A 20,281-nucleotide genomic window follows, 5' to 3' on the forward strand; every position below is an offset into this window, starting at 1 on the left:
AATAAATTACAATTTCTCGACTTCCTTTATTATAATTAGTTTTCTTAGCAGCCATTTTAATGCCAGTATATCATATTCAATTCTTTTTTTCGACAAATTTTTAATAATACTATAGGTTTGTATATGGCATCGTTTCAGTTTTTCTTTTTTGCCACAAAAACAAGTATCATTCCTATTCATTCTATTCTTATTAAGAAAAGATAAAAGCTCATATATTTCTTCAATACTATCTAATTCAAAAAGTTCTCTATAGTACTGCAAAATTCCTTCAGCACCATGGTCATAATCTCCGTTTGCCCATTCTTTCTCAATATTAAAATATAACTGATTCGCTAAATAAGGAATAACATATCCCAAAAAGAAATCCTTCATAGAAATTCCCTTCTGACTTATCAAATCTACTTCTTGTAGTGAGCAAACACAACAACTTTCATCCTCATTAAAATGACGATCAGGAATATGTTCCAACTTATTACTAGTTTCAAACAACAATGGAAATCCGTATGGGTAATTCCTTGGAATAACTACATCAATATCAAAACTATCTACATAATTATTAGCAACATCAAATATGTCGATTTCACCACGTACCGCTTTCTTTATATCTCTCTCAATTAGTTTGAGCTTCGGAAACATCACCAAAACTTCGTGTATATCTTTATCTAAACTTAACTTTTGCATAAGGTCTGTTTTTACCCACAACTTCTTTTAATGAAGCTATACTTGGGATAGTTAATAATTGAGGCTTAATAGTGATTTCTCCTGTAACAGATGTTGCAATATGTTGCGAAGACTTTAGATATTTAAGCCAATCAAACACGTATTGTGTATAATAAAATGCATTATCTTGATCTGAAAAAATATACCTTTTAGCCTCCACTACGATATAAAACAGTGTATCAAAATTAGCTTTATCTTTAACATATTGACCAACAACAATCTCATTGCTTCCTGCAAATGCCTGCATTTTAGCAGCTAAACTTGTATGTAGACTATAAGTAGCTATTTCACTAGTATTTTCTTTACCAGCCACACCCCACAATACTTTATCATCATCACCAAAATCAATTCCAATTTTCGTAAATATTCTTTCTATACCATGTTGCTCAAAAACGCTTTTCAAATCATTTTTAACAAAATAACTGAATAAACTTAAAGCGGTAAGACAGTGCTGTGTTGATTTAGTTTTATCAATATTTTTTCCTCCAAAATAAACAAACAAACCATCTCCCTGAATCCTTTGTATAAATCCTCCAAAAAGCTGACAGACATTTATAGCTGCTAATTGAATAGTATTAGTGATTATCATATTCGTCTCTTCGTCGTACTTTTTGAAAAGATTTGTTGATCCTTTAATATCAATGAATGCAGAAATGATATAATGTTTCTCTGTATCTGTTGTCCCCTTTAAATGATTAAAATGCGGATGGTGACCAATAATTTGATTATCAAAGGGAATAACTCCCATCTTATTTGCAATTCCAACCAGATCAGTCGAAAGTGATAAATGAGATTTATTAATCATATAATCACTCATAGTATATTTATCTAGAGATGCTTTGTTCGAAAATGTTGAATAGGAACGTGATTCATTTAAGTTCTTATAGATTTCGTTTCTATTAAGAGCTTTTTCTATAATGTTTTGGTATTCTGAAAATGTATTCATAATTATATAAATTTTGTTATTAATGTTACTAAGTAGATAAATAGGAAGATAAATTCAGTAATGATGATTCTTCCAGCATAATAAAGTTTTTGATATTTTGCTTTTAGTCCTCCCGCCAAACTGTATGCTTGACATGTAAGGTCTAATAGTAATTTTTTATCCGATATAGCATTGATCTTTTCTGCATACTCTTTGAAGGTGTAATTGGTGACATCTTGAAAAAAAATAACTGAAGCACTTTTTTCCGAAGCACTTTTAAGGTATGGAGTGATTGCAATTAATGTTATAGTTATACTTAAAACAGCTAATAGAGCAATAATCGCCATGATAATAAGTGCAAAATGCGTAACATCTTCTGGTTTGGTTGAAGCTGCAATTGTAATAATACCTGCAAGTATAGCAGTATTGAGAGCAAGGTAAAGATTGCTTTTTGTTTGGGTACTTTCAATATAGGTGTCGAAACGACCAATAATGAATTTTATTTGTTCAAATTTTTCTTTCATTTTTTTTAAAAATATTTTTTTGTTATGTTAAATATCAAACTTCAAATCATATATTTGAGAAGTATATGAGTAAAGCCTCACTCATATACCAAAACCGTTACTAACGCTTTTAGGTATATAGATGGAAACTGAATTAAATAGTAAGATAGATTTTGATAAAATTTGTAGTTCTGAACTACTGGATTATGTTTCCTTTAAATCAGAATATCCAGAAGAAGCAGAATATGCTTTTATTGAATTTTGCCGTCGCTTTGAGAAAAAAGTGATTCAAAAAGCTGAAATATATTCTTCGAAATTTGGTTATAGTGCTGTAGTCGCTTTGGAAATAGCACATTGTGCTTTTGCTCGTGTATGGAAATACCCAAGTTTTAACTTAAAAAAAGCTAAAAGTAAAGATGTTAGTAAAGCTATATTATTATGGCTATACCCGATAATGTATACACAACTTGTAAAATATGGTGAACATAACACTTGCGCAGATCCTACAGTCGACGAAGATCTATCAATAATTACTGATTTAGATGGGCTTGTTAATATAAAATCTCACAGTGATGATATAGAACACAAAAAGAATCTGAAAATTAAGCTAGAAATTTTAAATAGTGCTTTTGTTGGTCTAAGTGAAAAACAAAAAATTATTTATCTAACATATAAAGCATACGAAGTACCTGGTAAAAATATTCCGAGAAGTATCAGTAAAAAATTGCAAGATATACTTGAACTAACTCAAGGTACAATAAGATTATATAAAAGAGATGCTAATCTTCATGTCGACAATTATATAAAGCAAAGAAATGGCGGATAATAAAAAACAAATTTTCGATTTAGAAACTCTAGATTATTATCTAGGTTCAACTGGCTTTATATGTCCTATCAATGAGCAGCAGCTAGATTTATTTGAACAACTTTATGAAGATTTTGATTTTAAACTAAAAGACGCAACAATTGATGTGGCTGCTATTATAAAAAATCAATTAACTAAAAAATCAGTAATTCAACTTTCAAATGATAATAATCCAAATGAAATAATTGAATTAAAGATGGCAGCTAGAAAAGGCAGTCAAGGTTTATCACAGGATATTATTGATAAAATGTATGGAAAGCATCGAAAAAAATCAGATGATAAAGAATAGTTCACTTTTAGGTATTAAACATTTAGCTGAATCAATAGCTTTAGAATTTTCTGAAATAATTACCCCTTTAGATAAAATTCTTGCTGAAGAAGAACTAGATTTATTTTACGACTCATACGGAGATAATTTTGATGGCATGACAATTTATGATAATTCTCAGTTTTTTATCCACGTAAATATTGTTAAAGGAAATAGACCAAACACACCTAGGTCTCGTTTTACAATAGCGCATGAACTAGGGCATTATTTCATAGATAATCATAGGATTGGTCTAAAAATAGGACTTCTAACTCCTCATCCATCCAAAAACAATGAAAACACACATTTTAAAATAGAAAGAGAAGCTGATTATTTTGCTTCATGTTTATTAATGCCCGAAGAAAGATTTAAAAAATATATTCAGCGAAAAAAATTCGAATTTTCAATGATCAAATCTTTATCAGAACATTTTCAAACAAGTATCACAGCAACGGCAATCCGTTTTGCAGATATTGGAAACCATCCGCTTATGATTGTTTTTGGAGGAAATGGAGAAATAAAATGGAAATGGAGCAGCGATGATTTCCCTTTCAAATATTTACTGTATAATGATAAAATTCCTGAGAATTCTGTAATGGGTGAATATTTTCAAAAAGCAAGACTTCCAAAAAATACAGAAGATGTTTGGCCAATTGATTGGTTCAATTATGTAAAAGATTATGATGTTCATAGAAAATTTAAAGAACATTGTATTGCTCATAAACACTTAGCATTAAGTATTATATGGGAAGTATAATAAACATATAATTTTTGGTGGTAAACTTCCTTTATCAAAAAATTTGGCATTAATTCTAGGACATTTTAAATAGTAGTTTAATTTTTACCATACCTCTTACTTATAACAAATCAATCAGTCTCACTCCAGTCATTCTCTTTGCTTCGTTCGGCTGCTCCAGTCGGTATACCTTCATGATTAAGGTGTAAACGAAAAACTGTTTTTCGGCATACCTACCCTTCGCAGGCACTTCGCAGCCCATAAAAAAAACAGCAACTTAAAAATAAGCAACTGTTTTTTTTTGGATGTTCCGTTCCTCAGCTCCACACGTTCATTCCTTGCGTTCGGTCAGGCTTATATAAGCAGGATAAAGCTTCATTACTTTACGCTCCGTGCCTACGCTCCACTGCATTCCAGCCCTATCCTACTTATAGCCTTTCTTTTAATAATTTGAGTTGGTACTCAAATTTATTAGATTTATCTTTTCTGCGAGCGTTACTGATTCCTTGATAGTTACTTTTTACTAAAACAAGTGCAAATCAATCAACTTATTTATTTCCTTTTCTTCTTTTGGGGAAATATAAAAGAGGTTTCTCCTCCTTCATCCATAGCGATAAAAGCATCGAATTTCTTTCCTGATTTACTTATCATCCCTTTTAATAAATTGGTCTTTCCTTTAGTTATTAGTGTTTCCAAATCCACAAGACTGAGATGTATGCCACATATATTTCGGAACTGAACCCAATTACAATTATCTTCCATGCATTTAACCAACTTGTCTCGAATAATCAATTTTTGCACCTTACATTTTGGACAAATAAGCTCTGGTTGTCGTTCTACTTCTATGGCCAAATCAAGTATTTCTTGAGTTAAAGATCTTGTAAAAGTTTCTATTTCTTTCTGGAAAGTTGCTAAATTAGATTCATTATTTTCTATTTTTTGCAAAGCTAGTTCCCAGTTTGCAGTCAACACAACATTAGCAATATTTTTGTTTTTTACCAATTCATAGACCTTTAATCCTTTTTCTGTCGGCAGTAGTAATTTCTTATCGCGTCTGATATATTCCCTCTTAAAAAGTGTTTCAATAATGGCTGCTCTAGTAGCTGGGGTACCAATTCCTAAACCTTGTATTATTTTACGCTCCTGCTCATTTTCAATCTGATTGCCTGCGTTCTCCATTGCAGATAATAAGCTTGCTTCCGTATAAATAATTGGTGGTTTGGTTTTCTTTGCTACTATTTTTGCTGTCTTAATCTTTACTTCATCACCAATTTTTAGTGCTGGTAATTCTTGAGTAGGATCCTTTTCTTCATCGCTAAAATCACCTTTGATAACTCTCCAACCTGCATCCAAAATTTTAACTCCTTTTAAGGCAAAATCATAGTGTGCAACTTGCAGTAGAATGTTCGTTATTTCTTTAGTACAAACCGGAGAAACTGACTCTAATAATCGATTGGCAATCATTTCGTAAATTGCTTTTTCCTTGGCGGATAAAGCCGATGGTATTTTATCCGTGATTAATATACCATGATGATCGGTTACTTTTAAATCGTTGACAATCCTTTTATTCAAACGATTTAATCTCACTTTAGCAACTACAGCTTTGAATTTCTCAGTCTCATCCATTATCCTTATCAACTTAGGGATTTCTTCCCACATGTCTTCAGGAATATATTTACTCCCAGTACGTGGGTAACTAATGAATTTCTTCTCATAAAGACTTTGAGCAATATTGAGTGTTTCTTCAGCTGTTAGACTTAACCTTATGTTAGCTTCCTTCTGCAATGCGGTAAGATCAAATAATAATGGTGGTTGCTCATTAACAGTTTTAGTTTCTGTGTCCATTACTGAAGCCTTTCCATGCTTATGCACCGTTTTCAGTACATACTCAGCCTTTTTACCTTCATCCCATCTAAGTGTGGAAAGACTTTTAAAATCAATGTATTCTTTGTTATGCTCTAATTCAATTTGCCAATACTGTTCAACTTTGAAGGACTGGTTTTCTAAAAACCGTTTACAAATTAATGCTAATGTTGGAGTTTGAACCCGACCCAACGAAAAAACACCACTACCACTCGCAACAGTAAGTGCTTGCGACGCATTGATTCCTACTAACCAATCTGCACGGCTCCTTCCTACTCCTGCGTCATGCAAACTATCAAAGTCTTTTCCTGATTTTAGATTCTCAAATCCTTTAAGAATTGCCTTTTCGGTTAACGAACTAATCCATAACCGTTCAAAAGGTTTAGAGCAATTTAAATATTCATAGATGTACCGAAAAATAAGCTCGCCTTCTCGTCCTGCATCGGTAGCCACAATAATACTATCGCACTGTTTAAATAGTTGATCAATAGCATTCAGTTGTTTCAATGCCCCAAGATCACGAATAATAGTCTTGTCTTTCTTTACTTTTCGTACTGTCAATAAGAATGGATTAGGTAGTATAGGCAAAGCCTCTCTTTGAAACCCACTAATTCCGTAATCTTCGGGCATAGCTAAAGACACTAAATGTCCGAACGCCCAGGTTACCTGATATCCATTTCCCATCAAGTAACCTTCTTTCTTTTCTGTAGCTCCTAACAAGAGAGCAATCTCCCGAGCAACACTTGGTTTTTCTGCAATTACTACTTTCATCTGAACAATTCTTTAGAGTAATTACATTTTTCGACCTTTAGATTTAGCAGCTACTTTGGGTTTCTCTTGTAGTTCTTGCTGCTTATCCGTTTCAGGGCTATTCTGTTTGCTTTTCAAAGGCTCTTTACTATTTTTAGTCGCCTCGTTGGTTTTACCGTCAGAATTTACAGCAACTTGGGTTTTACTTTCCTCTTTAGGTTCTGCTTTTTCTTTGAGCTTATTAGGATTGTCAAAAGAAAAACCTGTTTTTCCTGTATCCTTATCAAATGTGATGTACCCTTGGTATTCTTTACCTTTCTTATCAACTAATCCGCTTACATAAACCGTTTGTCCTTCTTTGAATTTTTCAAATTGTGCAGTATCCAATTCTTTCCCTCGAAATGCTTTTGGAGCTTCAACATCTTGCTTTTCTGTTTGCTTATTGCTATTTGCTCTATCGAACAAAAACTCAACATATCGCTTATCTGCATTAAACTGTACTGAGGCATTAAAAGGTTCTCCTTTTTTAGAAATCATACCTTCTAGATACAAAGGTTTTCCTTCTGACAAAGTCCTTTTTTGTTGATCATCAAGCTTAATGCCTTTGATTCCTTCTGGAATTTTAATGAGGGTTGTTCGAAGTGCAATAAGTTCATTTGTTAACTTGTCGATACTTATAATTGACGGAATTGTTTCCCCTGTTTTGGGGTTTGTCAAGTCAACTACTCGCCCCATATTTCCATTTTTTAACAAATTATCTTTGTCCTCTTTTGTAAATTCATGGCCGAAGAACTTAAAGTGCAATTGGGGTTCTTTTCGAATTCCGTGAATAGCCAAAACTACTTGCCCATCTTCTTTTGCTTGTAATGAAAGCCTAGCATCCATTTTAGTGATTGATGACCCTAAATCAACAGTAACAGGAACTAATTCATTTGTTTTGTAGCCCTTAAGCAAAGGTTCAAGGACATTCATTTTTTCAAGTCGTTCTTTAGTTAATCCGAGATTAGACATTGATTTCCAATCGATTTGTTCTACTTTGTAACGGTTTTCCGTTTCCGTTGTCAATTTTGTTGTTTCCATAGTATTCTTATTTTCTTGTTTATAATTTATTTTTATTTCATTTTTGACTGCTATTTTTTCCACATCTTTGCTAAGATTTTTAATCGCTTTTATTATTTCATTAGCTACAGCAATTGCTTGCTGTGATGAAAAGCTTAAAAAGGGAAAATGGGTAGGATCTTTAAATTGATGGTAGAAATTGGTAAAAAAATTAGTAAACAGATCTCCTTGTTTGTCTATACGTATAAACTGGTTTTCATTCTTTTTTTTAGGCATTACCGTTTGTAGCTCTTGATCCTTTCCAATATCCCTAACTACATCAATTTTCTTTTTTTTGTATCAAGTACTAGTAAGACATCCGAAAATTGTTCTGAAAATCCTGGTCTATCAATAGGTTGTTCGTTCATTACGACAGTATTTAAAATTTCATTACCCGAAAATAATGGGACAAGAACCTTCCAATCAAATAATAACTTCAACTGGCTTGACTTGTCCTATTTTGTCTTTACATCTTTCAAAGGGTGCATTAAAACTATCCCGTATAAATTGATGAACATCTGATAGTTTATAATAGATCTTGCCGCTAATTGTATAGTAAGCCAGTTTACCTGAAGATCTATACCGCTGTAAAGACCTATTACTGATTTTTAACATTTGAAGGACGTCTTGATTATCTAGCAATTCTTCTCCATCAATATTGTTTCTACTTTTTTGGACATCATTAATTTGATCATTCATTAAATCAAATCGTTCCATGATACGTTCCATCCAACTTATAAATTCCATTCTATCGATATTCATATAGATATGTTTTAATCATTTATACAAAGTTGGAAAACATTTGTACTATATTTTGCCAAGGTTAGCCAATTGAAAAGAAGATTTTTGAATTTCTAAAAAACATATAGTTGATTATTTTTAAGATGATTACGTTATTCTTTTGCACGAGAAGTTTTATGCAGAGCGAGCTTTACCAATGGGTATATATGGGTAGCTATTATAAAAAAAGCAGTATTTTTGAAACACTGCTTTTAAATGAGGTAAGATTATAATTATTTATAAATCTTTATCCATATACTGCTCTAAAGAAGATTTGAGTTGGTCTAAAAATAAAGTGCGATTACCTGCACGGTCTTTCATCCGATGGAATGCATGATGAATATCTCCCAATTGGACACGAAATAATAGCTGAAAAATTAAACTGATTTTACGGATTCCGACCTTACCATTAGAAATTGCTCCAGATGCGTAAAGGGCATAAATCAATTCTATCACTGCATTTTTGGATTCTGTCCAGAAAACATCTTTGGTGGATTCGGCATTCTGTAAAGCCATCCCCGGCTTGTCTACAGGATTTATTTTGATAATCAGATAATTATAAAGCAATTCATCCGCTATAATACGGGAAACTTTGTAATCATAATATGTAGAAAATTGGGTATCAACTTCAAAGATAAAACTGTTAAGGCCCGTATTAAGATTTATTTTTCCTAATTTGAAAAAATCGTGATCCCTGTCAGTTCGTCCAGAACGATAATACCGGTAAAAATCGGAATTGCAAATATGTTCCTTATATTCCTGCTTTAGCTGCTGTAATTCACTGGAAAAATATTTATAATACATTTTTCCTGTACTCACTGGACAAGAGGTTTCTATTCTGTACATCTTGTTGTAATAGATTAACTTACCCAATATTTGCGGTTTTATGATTCTAAAGAATTCAATTTCTTCATTTTCATCTGTAAAATGATGCTCCAAAACATGGTTTTTCATACCTGATAATAAATCCTGAAGGAATTTAGTCATACGATAGGATTCGTCTATTACATGCACTGATTCCAAACTTATTTCCTGTTCTTTTTTCAGTATACTGTAGAGAGCATCTTTATAAGTGGACTGCATCATACTGACAATATTAAAGTGAATAAGTAATCCATTTATGTCCTATCTTTTAAGTTAGTTACTGTTTTGTTAATAATGTTATTCCGCTACATATCTTTCCGAGTGTCACTTCGTTTGCTTCAATAATTTCATTGCAGACAGCACTTTGGCTATCTCACAAATCGTGAAATAGCCTCTTTTTTCATTTTTTGTTCGGGCTCCTAACGGAGACTATCTCAAATATTCAACTCTCAAAGACTTGTTTTAGTTTTGAGACTTCCTCTTTTAAACATTTTTTTAATATTAGTTGTCAATATGCTTTAATCCTTTTACAATTGATTTGTAATCATTTTGCAAAGTATTCATAAATTCCATTGCGTAATTGTCTCTTGCTTGAACATAAGCCACTTTTGGAATTATTTGGGCTCCTAATTTTCTTTTTTCAAAGGAGGCTGATACTCCAAAGTCTATTTTTTGAAACTCTAGTTCATTGGCTCTTTTTATAGTTTGAAATAACAATTGTCTGTAAAGTTGGTATTCTTTAGCCCATTTATAATCCATACCTATTAATTCTGGCACATAGGTGTGATTACTGTTTTTGTAGCAAAACATAACTCCATCGAATAGATTTTCGGGCTCTGCTTTCAATTTTAATAATATGAACTCCCAATTCGGGCTTTCATTCATGTTTTCAAAAATCTCTTGATCATATCGGAATGTATTGATAGCGTTATTATTATCTTTTACATTACTGTAAAGCTGGCATCCTCTCACTATTTCTGATTTGCTTAATTTATCTTTTATCACAACGTTATAGAATTTCTCGTAAGGTTCTATCTCTTTATTGAAATGTTTACGGGAACGAATAGATAATGTTTTAGTAAACTCTTCGTATGAATGCCAAACTTGGTTTTCAATTACGCAAGATTCAGGCATGTCTATTTTGAAATACCCTTGGTCTACTATTGTTTTATTGTAGATGTTATCTTTTCCAAAATCTCTTAAAACTAACATATCTGCATTTAAGGTATTGTATTTTTCTTCTAACTTATCCAATAGTATTTTCAATGCTTTTTCGGCTAAAGGATGTTCTTGATTGATGAAACAATGTTTTCCTTCTGTAAATAAAGACCCCATACTCAATACTTTTGAGGTGAGGTATAAAGGATTAGTCTTTCTTATTTCTTCCAAATGAATAGAGACTGATTCAGTAGCCAGCATATCGTCTTTCCAAAGACCATAGGTAAAAAAGGTCATTAGTATAATGTTGCCATTGTTATCTTTAATGGTGAAATAGTAAAAATCCCATTGGTTTGTTGGGTCTGGGTGCCGGCTGAATGTATTCTCTAAATAAACTAGTCCTTCCCAATCGAAAATGTTTTGCTTTCCCATATACTGGTTCCATTCCGATTTCATAATATCCTGAATGGTATTTTTTTCTTCGATAAAAAGCTCCTTATCTTTTGAATCTGAAATCTTTTCAGCTATTTCACTGTCGATTCCAAAAGCCTGTCTGATTTTGATTTCACTATTATTTGTTTCTTCCAAAGCTTTGGGAAAATGGTATTCCATTGCATCAGCTAAGGCTGTAATATCTTCTAGCTGATTGTGGCTCGATAATGTTATCCTGATTCCTGTGTTCTTTATTGGAACTGCTGGATAAATTCCTAAGTTCAGAAAAAATCCTTCTTTAAATAGGCGATGTACGAAATTGTAAGCTGTTACAGGCGTACCCATACCCAAAAAGAACACTGGCGAATCATTTTTTGAAATTATGGGGAGGTTTCCGTTTGATAGTAACTGGTTAAAATAATCGATTTTATCAGCTAGGCCTTTTTGTTTCAATTCTATTTCAGGAGATAAATGAATGTCTGCCGAGGCAATTGCTGCCGCTACAGATGCAGGTTCTAACTGAGCGGAAAAGGTTAATGGTCCGCCAAAATTTTTGATTTTATCTCTTAGTTTCTGATTCCTGCAAAATACTGTTGCTCCACTAGCTCCAAAGGTTTTACTTAGTGTGCTTACCACAATACAATTTTCAGGTAACTCTTCGATAGCGTCAAAAATAAAACCGGTTCCGTTTTTGCCTTTCCAACTCATTCCATGAACATCATCAAAATAAAGGTTTAGTTGTGTATATTTTTGAGTTAATGCCAATAATTCTGGGATGGGTGCATAATCCCCAAACATAGAGTATACACCATCAGCCATATACCAGATTTTCTTGCATTTGGATGTTAGTTGTTTGATTTTATCTTCCAACATATCCAAATTGCTGTGTCTGATCATTTCTACCGGAATTCCTCGCAGTTTTAAAAGTTGGCAGGCATTTTGGACACTCCAGTGTACTTGATGATCTAATATTACAGCATCTTCATCTCTAATGAGCGTTGGAATAATAGCTAAATGCCCCAGCGTACTGTTCTTGGTAATAATAGGCGGAATACCATACATTTGTTCTATTTTACTTTCCAGTTCACTATATAATGGATGTGAAATGTATGATTTTGAAAGTGGAAATTGTGTACCATAATTGTGTATGGCTGCTATTGCAGCTTCTTTTAATCGGATGTCTTGTTCGAGCCCCAGATAACCAGTAGTCCCAAAATGAAACATTTTTTGGCCTTTTATTTGTAATGTTCGGCCATTCAATATTTGATCTTCAGCATAAAGATGGAGCACGCCTTCTTTTTTAGCTCCCGATAGTACTTCATCGACCGTATCAATGAAGTTGTTGTGTTTAATTTTTGCCATTTTTTTAATTTTAAATTGTTCCTGTCCAAAATTTCATGAAATTTTAGAGTGTGTTCGAGATTGTTTATTGAATAAAATTCTAAATAAAAATTTAATCGCCGACATTTACTTGTAAAAAAATCCTTATATGATAACTAATACTCCCGAAATGATAATTTTTATAGTCAGTTAGTTTTATTTGCGCTATTTTTATTTAGCTTTTATAATTTTCTACTATTATTTTTACTAAATTGTGTCGTTTTATTGTAAAATCATTGTAAAATGAGATATAATCATCTTGAGAATGAGTTTGCCAAATTCTGGATTCGTGACGACATTCTGTTTGTTGAATATAAACCTAATGTTGTTATCGATTTGGCTTCTGCCCAGCGTATTGTAGCCGATCGAGTTATGGTGCAAAACGAAAAAGCGTACCCTGTTTTTTGTGATATAAGAGGTTTAGTGGATTCAGATAAGGCAGCTAGGGATTATTTGTCTCAATCTGGTTCTATTTTAACCAAAGCGGTAAGTCTGGTAGTTCATCAGAGCATTTCTTTAATTTTGACTTCTTACTATCTTAAAATCTGCAAACCAAGTGTCCCAACAAAACTATTTACGGATGAGGCGGCTGCTTTGGCTTTTTTGGAACCCTATATTTAATATTCTAATTAACTTTTTTCTAGACTATTTTATTTAAAGCCCCAACTATTATGCAACAGGAAATCAATCAACAGCGAATTCAAAATATGTATCAGATGCTTCTTGAGATGGCGGCAGGTAATTTTACAAATCGCATTCAGCGTACCGGGCAAGACGATGAATTGGAGGCACTAGTTATGCTCATTAATATGGTTGCAGAAGAAATGAAGGAATCTGTTTTTCACTCAGGCTTTGTGAATCCTCATTATACCCATACCCATCTTGTTCAAATTACTTTTGTTCTGGATGCTGATTTTGTTATCCGAGACTATATTTCCACTGTTCCCAAGGTGTTAGGATTTTCGCCTGATGCTCTCCATAATAAACCTTTCAGTAGTATACTTTCGCAGCAATCCTTGCCGATATGGAATCGTGTTGCAGCAGCATTACTTCAGGATACTACCTACAATAATACCGAACAGCTCATTTATATTAGCCAAGAGCAATTGCTTGTCCCTTGCTTTTGCACTATTTCACGACTGATACACGATACCTCTATTTTAGTTAGTTCCGTTATTACTGTTATTGCCGATCCTATAGCTGCTGAAACTTTAGTTTCCGCTGATGATCCCGATTTGCATGGAGGACTCAGCAGCTATACTGATGTACAATTGATGCAACATGTTTATGATTACATTTTAGTGCATTTGGATTCACCATTGCCTTCCATGAAAGAACTTTCGAGGATTTTTGGAACCAATGACAATAAACTGAAATCTGGATTTAAACATTTATTTAAAACGAGTATTTACCAATTTTATGCTACTGAACGGCTAAAAAGAGCTCATCTTTTGATCCAACAAACGACCATACCTCTAAAAAGCATTGCTTTCATGGCTGGATTTCCGATCTATCCTAATTTTTCAAGAGCTTTTAAAAAACGATTCGGATATACCCCAATGGACATTAAGAGAAGGCTTTAGGGTCTTTTATTATGGATAGTAAGTTCTGCTTTGTGGGATGTGGGGTTTGAGCTGTCTGTTTTAGGTTAAGGGTTAGGGTTATTATCGGCTATGAGTTTTGCCCTTCGACTTCGCTCGGTATTAATTTCTAGGATGTGAAGGAAAGAGGTATTATCGAAAAAATCTGCGAAACGCTCCGTTATTTAAAAAACTCCTTTTTGGATAACTCAAGCTCCCAAATTGATAACGCTTTTTTCTTTCTTTTTCGGAATTTTATATCGGATTAAATTTAAATTTTAGCGATATGAAATTACGTGCCACCACCCAAAGTATTCTTCTCAATAGTATCTGCCTGCTGTATGTTTTATTGTTTGTTTATGCAGCAGTAAGTAAACTACTAGATTTTGAAAACTTTCAAGTACAGCTGGGACAGTCCCCTTTGCTGAGTGCTTTTGCAGGATGGGTTTCATGGGGCGTTCCAGTCATTGAATTGCTTATTTCGATTTTTATTGTTATTCCTCGTTTTCGGATTGTAGCACTATATGCGGCTTTCAGTCTTATGGTACTGTTTACTGCCTATATCTTTATTGTTCTGAATTACAGTTCATTTGTTCCTTGTTCCTGTGGAGGAATTCTTGAAAAGCTAGGATGGAAAGAACATTTGGTTTTCAACATTTTCTTTATCACAATAGCTGTTATAGCCCTTTTTATTTCACCCCGTTATAACACGGAGGAACGAAAATCCAGAAGATACTTTATTTCTACAACACTTTTGATACTTAGCATTATTTGTGTCGGATTTATGACCCTACTTTTCATCATTTCAGAAGATATTGTTCACCATCGTAATAATTTTGTCAGACGATTTCCTCCCGTTTCTGTTAGAAAAGCATATCAAGCAGACCTAAAGTACAATTCTTATTATTTTGCAGGTGAAGGCGACGGAAAAATATATCTAGGCAATAGTACAGCACCAGCACAGGTAGTGACACTAGATACGACACTGCAAAACAAAAAGATACATTACATATTTATTGATGATAACAAAATAAAATTCAACGCAGTTCAAGTCAGAGTTTTTCCTCCAAATTTTTATGTTCTTGATGGGACTGTACCATGCATTTTCAAAGGTAAAATAGTCGACTGGAAAGCAACATTGCAAATGTATGGGACAACTCATTTTTCTATTGCTGAATTGGTAGATTCGAATGTTGTTGCATTTAGAAAGATTAGTAATCAGAATGGTGAAAATATTCTCGGTACAATTAGTTTTGATGACGAAACCGTTGTGAAATATCATTCAGAGTTACTACAGAAACAAATCGATGGCGTATTCGATACTGATGGTACAATGCAGTACAGCAGAGAACTGAAGAAATTTGTATATCTATATTATTACAGAAATCAATTTATTGTCACAGACAATCGATTAAACCTGTCCTATCGGGGAAACACTATAGACACAACATCAAAAGCCAGACTTAAAATTGCATGGGTTAAAAAGCGGAAAGAGAAAAAATTCTCTATTCCACCTTTTACCGTTAACCGAACTAGCAGTGTTCATAATAATTTGCTATTTGTGAATTCCGTTTTACCCGGTCGTTATGAGTCTTTAGAAATGTGGAAACAGGCAAGTATTATTGATGTATATAGTATTGAAAGTCAAGATTATCTTATGAGCTTCTATATTTACAATAACGACGGTAAACGAATGAGTAGTTTTATAGTTACTGATACACACCTTTTCGCATTGATTGGGAATGCGATTGTAAGTTATAGCCTTGAAAAGGAGATAAAAGAAGAAATGAAAGTACATAATAATTTAAAATGAAATACCGGCCGGTAGCAGGGATTAGATCGAAAACCTGTAAAAAAGAGTAGATCATATTTTTAATTTTAATATTTAATATCATGAAAAATTTAGTAAAAGTAATTATGCCCGTAGCAGCTTTTATGCTTGCCTCGGCTGGTGCAGTAAGCACAAATGGAGCCAATAGTACAAAAAACGCTACTGTTGCAATACAGGGATGGAATCGTGTTTCTCCAAATGCGCCATGTACAGAACTGAGAATGTGTAACAATGTCGGCAGTACTATTTGTACTCTTTCAGGTGTACAGGCTTTTGAAAAAGTAGGTGCGAACTGCACAAAAGAGCTGTACCACAAAAATTAGTTGTTCTTTTCGAAACTTTTTTAAAAACAATGCAGGCTTAAAAACGGTCTGCATTGTTATTTTATTTTGTGCCATTTACGATCCATTTTGCTTCTGATTTATCCTTTAGATAGTAATCAAACCACTCCTCAATACGACGTGTAAGATCCTTTTGATGTGATCTATCATAAATTACATGGCGGTCACTTGGGTATACTAACATAATTTCTTTCTTGTTGCATCTTTGTAATGCAAGATAAAAAGCAATGCTTTGATAATAATGTATTTGTCTGTCTTCTTCACCAGTCCACAATAGTAAGGGTGTATTTACTCTATCTGCATGTACCACAGGTGAGTTTCGGTCATAACCATCCTTATCCTCAAAAAGTGATTTATTCATACGGAGCTGCTGGCTTTCATAGCGCCAGATTTCGGCCGAACCTAAAGGCCAGCCAATTGAAAGATAATGACTCCTAAGATCAGATATTCCAGCACCCGATACTGCCGCTGCAAAAAGGTCAGTTTGGGTAATAATAAAATTGGTTTCATAACCTCCAAAGGAATGTCCTGTCAGTCCAATCTTATCAGAATTTACTAATCCTCTTCTAATGACTTCTTTCGTTGCGGCTATAGTACAATCCGCTGCAGATAGACCTGGATTTCCCATTTCGTATTCAATATCCGGAAGCAATACAAAGTAGCCTTTGGCCGTCAGATTCGCAATATTGAATCCTTCCATATTGAATTGTGATGGATTAAAATAACGATGTAGTCTGTCAAATAGTTTTTCATATATATGCACTACCATCGGATATTTTTTTTCTGGATTATATGCCGCGGGATAGAACAAAACTCCATTTAACTTTATGCCTTTTGAATTTCTATAGTGAATGGCTTCTGCTTTTCCCCAGAGATAATTTTTATGTTGATAATTACTCTGTATCAGGATATTTACTTTATCATTTTTACTATTTTTTATTTTTAAAGATGGAGGTCGGTCAAAATCTTCTTCCTGATAAACGTAGACATCGCTACCCTCGGCTTTAGCCAAATTTGAAATAAAGCCCTTCCCCCAAGCTATGGGATACATTCCTTTTTTTCGATCTAATATAAAATATCCATTATCTTCTTTAGCTGTTGCCTCCAGAAGCAAATTGTTAACATCAATTGCTAAACCTGTAAACCCATCAAAATTGCTTTTACGACTTAAATCGATTCCAGGTCTTTTAACTCTATAACTAATCCCTTTTTCCATGCCAAAAGTAATTCGTTGACAAGAATATCCATTGGTTGTAATTTCCCATAGATCATACTGATCACGTAATACTATAGTCTGTCCATCAAGACCCCATCCTTCAACACCAAAGGAGGTTGGTTCCCCGTTTTCTTCACTTAATAGTGCTCGGTTCATTTTTTTAGTGACGTTCGTGTAACTACCAGCTGAAAAACTGTAAATCCACCAGTTTCCGTTCGTGAAATAGGCAGCATATTTGCCATCTGGAGAAATGCTCAAATTATTCATATCTACAGATTGGTTTTCAAGCCACAACCTAGTTTTACCTGATTTAAGTTCTGTTAGGAAAAAATTTGTATTCGGATACAGCTTGTATTGTAGTTCCCGATCCGTCGGATTAAAGGTTATGGCGTATTCCTGCTTCCCATCTAAAACAACAAATGGTTTATCATCACTGGCAATTTGAATAAAGCGGTTTTCACGTGGCCACCAAGCGGCAAGTTTGGCAATGATTTCCCAATCGCGGTATTCTTTTCTTTGTGGATAAAGACGCTTGTCATTGCCATTCCAAATTTGCACTTCATTATCCGCATATTCTCCTGTCGGTATTTTTTTTATCAAGCCAAAAAAAATCTTGCTACCATCATCTGAAATAGTAAGTCTACTTTCATATCCATTAGCTATGCGAAGGTCATCAGGAAAGTTGTTTATTCTTTCTGGCTCAAAATGATACATTTTTTGCTCTTTCAATGTGTAATAAAAAACGGTATTTCTTTCATTGCCAGAAACAGCATCCCCTGAGTATTGCAGGAAAGCAAAGCTTTGCCCATTGTTCTGCCAGACCATGTTTGTAAATGTGCCAGCGTTATCCTGAACAATAATCTTTTTTGCTATTAAATTGCGCATCGTTATCTGAACAATGCTATTGTTGTTACCCTCTGTTACTGAACACAGCATAGTATCGCCTGCAGGATTTAATTTATAACTACTAACACCAATAATACTGTCAAGTATTTTACCATTGGTATCCCTTATGCAAACCCAATTTACGGAAGCAGCCCTGTTTTGTGTTATCAGAAACTTACCATTTGTAGTAAATAAAAAGGACGTTACACTCGGAATAAATTTTCTTGAAGCCGTTTCCATATTGAGCAACTCAAGTCCTTTTCCAGGAACCAAACAGGCAAACTGTGATTCTTTATTAAAAGTTCCATTGGTACCCTCCGGAAATTTATAGGTTATCGTGGCAACAGCATTTCTTACGAACAGTGTATCCGGATGCTCGTCGTAATCCATTCGATAGCTTACCCAATTTCCAAGGTCTGAAATTTTATCCAAATATAATGTTCCCCAGAGGTGGTAATCTGCCGCGGTTACCGGTTCTTTTGGCTGAACCTGTCCGAATACTGGACAGGTAACCAACCAAAAAAACACATATAAAGCCACTTTAGACGGTAACTTCTGCCGTATCGCTAAGTGCTTGTTGCAGAACTTGATGTGTTGCAGCAACAAACTATTTTGTATCTGATTCATTTAATAGCCTGGATTTTGAGGTTTGAGGTATGGATTTACCTGAAGTTCCGATTGCGGAAGCGGCCAAAGAGAATCATTGCTGTTCCATCCAAGTTTATCGCCAAGTACCGCATCAAGTTTGCCAGTGCGTTTTAGGTCGAAAAAACGCTGTCCGTGTTCGGTGAAAAATTCCAGCCTTCTCTCTTTAATTATTGCATCTACGATGTCACTGGCGTTATCAGCGGAGGTATCAGTTAGCCCCGCAGTGTGTCTAATCTTATTCAAGTCTTCTTTTGCGCCAATCAAGTCTCCTTGTTGCGCCCGTGCCTCGGCTCGGATCAAGTATTGTTCCGCAAGGCGAAAAATTATGGAGTATTCGGTTGTTGCTCCGGTATCTGTCTTCTCTTTATATTTGAATGCATGATACCAAGTATCGGTACCGTCTGTCACTGCTAGTGTCCAATGGCTTTTCCGCAGATCTCCAGCTGTAAAAGATGACATTAACGCATTAGTAAGTGCGACAGTTGGCGGCGGTCCTGAGGAAAAAATAAACACCATACCTTCTTCAGTATTGTGCCCTTCGTAGGCAGGCGCCAATTGCCAGATGGTTGTGGTGCTTTCCTTCAGGAAAACATTATCGAGGTTTTCATCCCAAACATAAAGCGATTCATTGTTTAGAACTGCAGAAGCCATATTAGAAGCCTCTGACCAAGCACCAGTGTACAAATATACACGAGCCAGTAAAGCCTGTGCCGTAGCTTTGTTTGGACGCACCCTGTTTGCACTTACATAATCTTGGGGTAACAAGTCAATTGCTACTTTCAGGTCGGCTATGACTTTATTGTACACCTCAATGGTTTTCATGCGGGTTGCCACGCTATTTGCTTTATAGTCAGTAGCTGTAACATAAGGGACATCACCAAAAATATTGACGAGATAGAAATGGTTTAGCGCACGCACAAAAAGTGCCTCACCCTTCACTTGGCTCTTATCAGCTACTGCGAGGGTTATAGAATTATCTACACCATTAATTACTGCATTTGCGGCATATATTTGATTGTAAGCGGAGTTCCACATTGAAGAAATAAGAGCATTTGATGCCAGTATTGAATTATTATAAAATGGCTCAGACGAATAGGATCCAGTTTCATAGGCTATTAGTTCATCACTATAGTTCCCCATCAGATTACCAATGCCGGAAAGCTTGCCCGTTATTATGCCATTTTCCCTTATTTGTGCATAAATATCGGTCATTGCAGCCTCAGCAGTGGCTTTGCTCTCAAATACCGCACTAGAGGTTAGTTGCGAATTGGGTTGGTCTGTATCCACGAAGCTATCACAGCTAAATAGGATGCCGCACAATGCAACAAGCCAAGCTGTGAATAACATAGTTTTGTTTCTCTTTACGAAAATGTATATTTCTTGGTTCATAATACTATTT

17 protein-coding genes are annotated in these 20,281 nt (G+C 34.4%); 7 read left to right on the top strand and 10 right to left on the bottom strand.

Going from position 1 to position 20,281, the window contains the following annotated elements; translation table 11 throughout:
- Window positions 1-6: 6 nt before the first annotated feature.
- Genes HJ01_RS16180 through HJ01_RS16190 form a run of 3 tightly spaced genes read right to left on the bottom strand, consistent with a single transcriptional unit; the run spans window position 7 to window position 2,169 of the window.
- Complete coding sequence (locus tag HJ01_RS16180; RefSeq protein WP_007139580.1) at window positions 7-681, bottom strand: hypothetical protein; 675 nt, start codon at window positions 679-681, stop codon at window positions 7-9.
- Window positions 659-1,666, bottom strand: a complete 1,008-nt coding sequence (locus tag HJ01_RS17230) for an adenylate/guanylate cyclase domain-containing protein (RefSeq protein WP_007139581.1) — start codon at window positions 1,664-1,666, stop codon at window positions 659-661. Before HJ01_RS17230 ends, HJ01_RS16180 begins: the two co-directional genes overlap by 23 nt.
- Window positions 1,667-1,668: 2 nt before the next feature.
- On the bottom strand, window positions 1,669-2,169 hold the full coding sequence (locus HJ01_RS16190; protein WP_007139582.1) for a Pycsar system effector family protein: 501 nt from the start codon (window positions 2,167-2,169) through the stop codon (window positions 1,669-1,671).
- A 121-nt stretch (window positions 2,170-2,290) separates the two neighbouring features.
- Between HJ01_RS16190 and HJ01_RS16195 the strand changes: the two genes are divergently transcribed.
- Genes HJ01_RS16195 through HJ01_RS16205 form a run of 3 tightly spaced genes read left to right on the top strand, consistent with a single transcriptional unit; the run spans window position 2,291 to window position 4,077 of the window.
- Window positions 2,291-2,974 (top strand): hypothetical protein, encoded by a 684-nt coding sequence (locus HJ01_RS16195; RefSeq protein WP_007139583.1) that lies wholly within the window; start codon window positions 2,291-2,293, stop codon window positions 2,972-2,974.
- A complete protein-coding gene (locus tag HJ01_RS16200) occupies window positions 2,964-3,302 on the top strand; it encodes a hypothetical protein (RefSeq protein WP_007139584.1) in 339 nt (112 codons plus the stop codon). Before HJ01_RS16195 ends, HJ01_RS16200 begins: the two co-directional genes overlap by 11 nt.
- A complete protein-coding gene (locus HJ01_RS16205; RefSeq protein WP_040474083.1) occupies window positions 3,289-4,077 on the top strand; it encodes an ImmA/IrrE family metallo-endopeptidase in 789 nt (262 codons plus the stop codon). The genes HJ01_RS16200 and HJ01_RS16205 overlap by 14 nt, the downstream gene beginning before the upstream one ends.
- 531 nt (window positions 4,078-4,608) lie before the next feature.
- Here the strand turns inward: HJ01_RS16205 and HJ01_RS16210 are convergent.
- The 5 genes from HJ01_RS16210 to HJ01_RS16230 all read right to left on the bottom strand — a co-directional run bounded on the left by HJ01_RS16210 (window position 4,609) and on the right by HJ01_RS16230 (window position 12,363).
- On the bottom strand, window positions 4,609-6,690 hold the full coding sequence (locus HJ01_RS16210) for a type IA DNA topoisomerase (RefSeq protein ID WP_007139586.1): 2,082 nt from the start codon (window positions 6,688-6,690) through the stop codon (window positions 4,609-4,611).
- Window positions 6,691-6,711: 21 nt separating this feature from the next.
- Window positions 6,712-8,004, bottom strand: coding sequence for a DUF3945 domain-containing protein (locus tag HJ01_RS16215; RefSeq protein WP_007139587.1), 1,293 nt, complete (start codon window positions 8,002-8,004; stop codon window positions 6,712-6,714).
- Window positions 8,005-8,190: 186 nt separating this feature from the next.
- Window positions 8,191-8,529: a helix-turn-helix domain-containing protein gene (locus HJ01_RS16220; protein WP_007139588.1), complete on the bottom strand. Its 339-nt coding sequence runs from the start codon at window positions 8,527-8,529 to the stop codon at window positions 8,191-8,193.
- A 255-nt stretch (window positions 8,530-8,784) separates the two neighbouring features.
- Entirely contained in the window at window positions 8,785-9,633 is an 849-nt protein-coding gene (locus HJ01_RS16225) for an RteC domain-containing protein (RefSeq protein WP_007139589.1), read from the bottom strand.
- Window positions 9,634-9,912: 279 nt separating this feature from the next.
- Window positions 9,913-12,363, bottom strand: coding sequence for an aminotransferase class I/II-fold pyridoxal phosphate-dependent enzyme (locus HJ01_RS16230; protein ID WP_007139590.1), 2,451 nt, complete (start codon window positions 12,361-12,363; stop codon window positions 9,913-9,915).
- Window positions 12,364-12,624: 261 nt separating this feature from the next.
- Here HJ01_RS16230 and HJ01_RS16235 point away from each other — a divergent pair, with 261 nt between their 5' ends.
- The 4 genes from HJ01_RS16235 (at window position 12,625) to HJ01_RS16250 (ending at window position 16,115) form a co-directional block, all read left to right on the top strand.
- Window positions 12,625-13,002 (top strand): hypothetical protein, encoded by a 378-nt coding sequence (locus tag HJ01_RS16235; RefSeq protein ID WP_007139591.1) that lies wholly within the window; start codon window positions 12,625-12,627, stop codon window positions 13,000-13,002.
- Window positions 13,003-13,052: 50 nt separating this feature from the next.
- Entirely contained in the window at window positions 13,053-13,964 is a 912-nt protein-coding gene (locus HJ01_RS16240) for a helix-turn-helix domain-containing protein (protein ID WP_007139592.1), read from the top strand.
- 283 nt (window positions 13,965-14,247) lie between these two features.
- Window positions 14,248-15,774, top strand: a complete 1,527-nt coding sequence (locus HJ01_RS16245) for a MauE/DoxX family redox-associated membrane protein (RefSeq protein ID WP_007139594.1) — start codon at window positions 14,248-14,250, stop codon at window positions 15,772-15,774.
- A gap of 80 nt (window positions 15,775-15,854) precedes the next feature.
- Window positions 15,855-16,115, top strand: coding sequence for a DUF6520 family protein (locus tag HJ01_RS16250; protein ID WP_007139595.1), 261 nt, complete (start codon window positions 15,855-15,857; stop codon window positions 16,113-16,115).
- A gap of 61 nt (window positions 16,116-16,176) precedes the next feature.
- Here HJ01_RS16250 and HJ01_RS16255 read toward each other — a convergent pair whose 3' ends face one another.
- Both HJ01_RS16255 and HJ01_RS16260 read right to left on the bottom strand, forming a co-directional pair.
- Window positions 16,177-18,861 (bottom strand): alpha/beta hydrolase family protein, encoded by a 2,685-nt coding sequence (locus HJ01_RS16255; RefSeq protein WP_007139596.1) that lies wholly within the window; start codon window positions 18,859-18,861, stop codon window positions 16,177-16,179.
- The gene (locus HJ01_RS16260; protein WP_007139597.1) at window positions 18,862-20,271 is read right to left on the bottom strand and encodes a RagB/SusD family nutrient uptake outer membrane protein; all 1,410 of its coding nucleotides are present in this window, start codon (window positions 20,269-20,271) and stop codon (window positions 18,862-18,864) included.
- Window positions 20,272-20,281 lie beyond the last annotated feature (10 nt).

The sequence above is a fragment of the Flavobacterium frigoris PS1 genome, from assembly GCF_000252125.1.
GTDB lineage: Bacteria > Bacteroidota > Bacteroidia > Flavobacteriales > Flavobacteriaceae > Flavobacterium > Flavobacterium frigoris_A.